The organism is Mesorhizobium sp. M2A.F.Ca.ET.037.01.1.1 (assembly GCF_003998075.1).
Taxonomy (GTDB): Bacteria; Pseudomonadota; Alphaproteobacteria; order Rhizobiales; family Rhizobiaceae; genus Mesorhizobium.
This window is the reverse complement of the sequence record NZ_RZSA01001490.1, coordinates 1-1020: the sequence shown is the minus strand read 5'-3', so window position 1 is coordinate 1020 and position 1020 is coordinate 1. Positions and strand designations below refer to the sequence as shown.

Sequence of the window (1020 nt, the reverse complement as noted above, 5' to 3'; positions counted from 1 at the left end):
GCTCTTCTCCGAGGAGTTGAAGCCGACGCCGGGGATCGCGCCATTCCTCAGCGCGCTTGCCGGAAACCGTTGCGTCGCCTCGTCGTCCTCGGTCGAGCGTATCAACCACAGCCTGTCGGTCACGGGATTGTCGCGCTTCTTCGGCGAGGCGATCTTTTCCTCCTCGATGGTGAAGAACGGTAAGCCGGCGCCGGACATCTTCCTCTACGCCGCCGAGAAGATGGGTGCGAAGCCGACCGACTGTATCGTGGTAGAGGATTCGCCCTTCGGCGTTCAGGGCGCGGTGGCTGCCGGCATGATCGCGATCGGCTATACCGGCGGCGGTCACACCTATCCCGAGCACGGCGCGCGGCTGAAAGCCGCCGGCGCCGATTTTGTCTGCGCCGACTGGCACGAGGTTGCCCGGCAATTGGCGGAGCTTGGTGTCCCGGCCTAATCTAGCGGAGACTGGGGAAGCGACGCCGGGTCCAGTCCCCCGGCGGGACCAATCCCCCTACACGGAAGTTGAAGGATAGGACCCTCGTCGCATCGGCGTCGACCTCGCAGCGGAAGCTCAGATCGTACCATTGGGTTGTCGTGCTGAAGGCGGCCTGCGGAGGGTTGAGAACATTGCCCTGCTTCAGGGGGATGGTCGGCAGCCATTTCGGCGCGTAGTCGGCACTTTGCAGTTCCTGGTTCAGGACGTTGGCGCAAAGATTGGCTATGCGCTGATCGCGCGGCACGTTCTCCATCGAGCTCGTAGCCTGCATATTGCCGGTCGCACCCGGCGAGTAAAGTTTCCTGACGCCCGGCAGGCCGGAATAGATCGGCGCTCCCGCAGCCGCGCTGTCGGCGGAGTTCGACCTTGCCGGGTTCCCGCTTGGCGCTCTCAAGGCTCTTGCGGATTTGAACTTCATCGCCTTGGAAGGTTTTGCCTTTTCGGCCATGGATGGAGGCGCGGGCTTGTCGCCTGACTCGGCCGTCAATGGCTTTAACGGCACGGCCGCAGGCTTTTCGGCGGTTTCCGGAGCTGTTTCCTGC

General features: G+C 63.5%; 2 protein-coding genes. One reads left to right on the top strand and one right to left on the bottom strand.

Annotated features, from left to right (window positions below):
* Positions 1 to 436, top strand: a 436-nt coding sequence (locus EOA27_RS37810; protein WP_145970879.1) for an HAD family phosphatase, incomplete at its 5' end; no start/stop codon positions are given.
* A 1-nt stretch (position 437) separates the two neighbouring features.
* Here the strand turns inward: EOA27_RS37810 and EOA27_RS37805 are convergent.
* A complete protein-coding gene (locus tag EOA27_RS37805; RefSeq protein ID WP_245491367.1) occupies positions 438 to 872 on the bottom strand; it encodes a DUF930 domain-containing protein in 435 nt (144 codons plus the stop codon).
* Positions 873 to 1020: the final 148 nt, after the last annotated feature.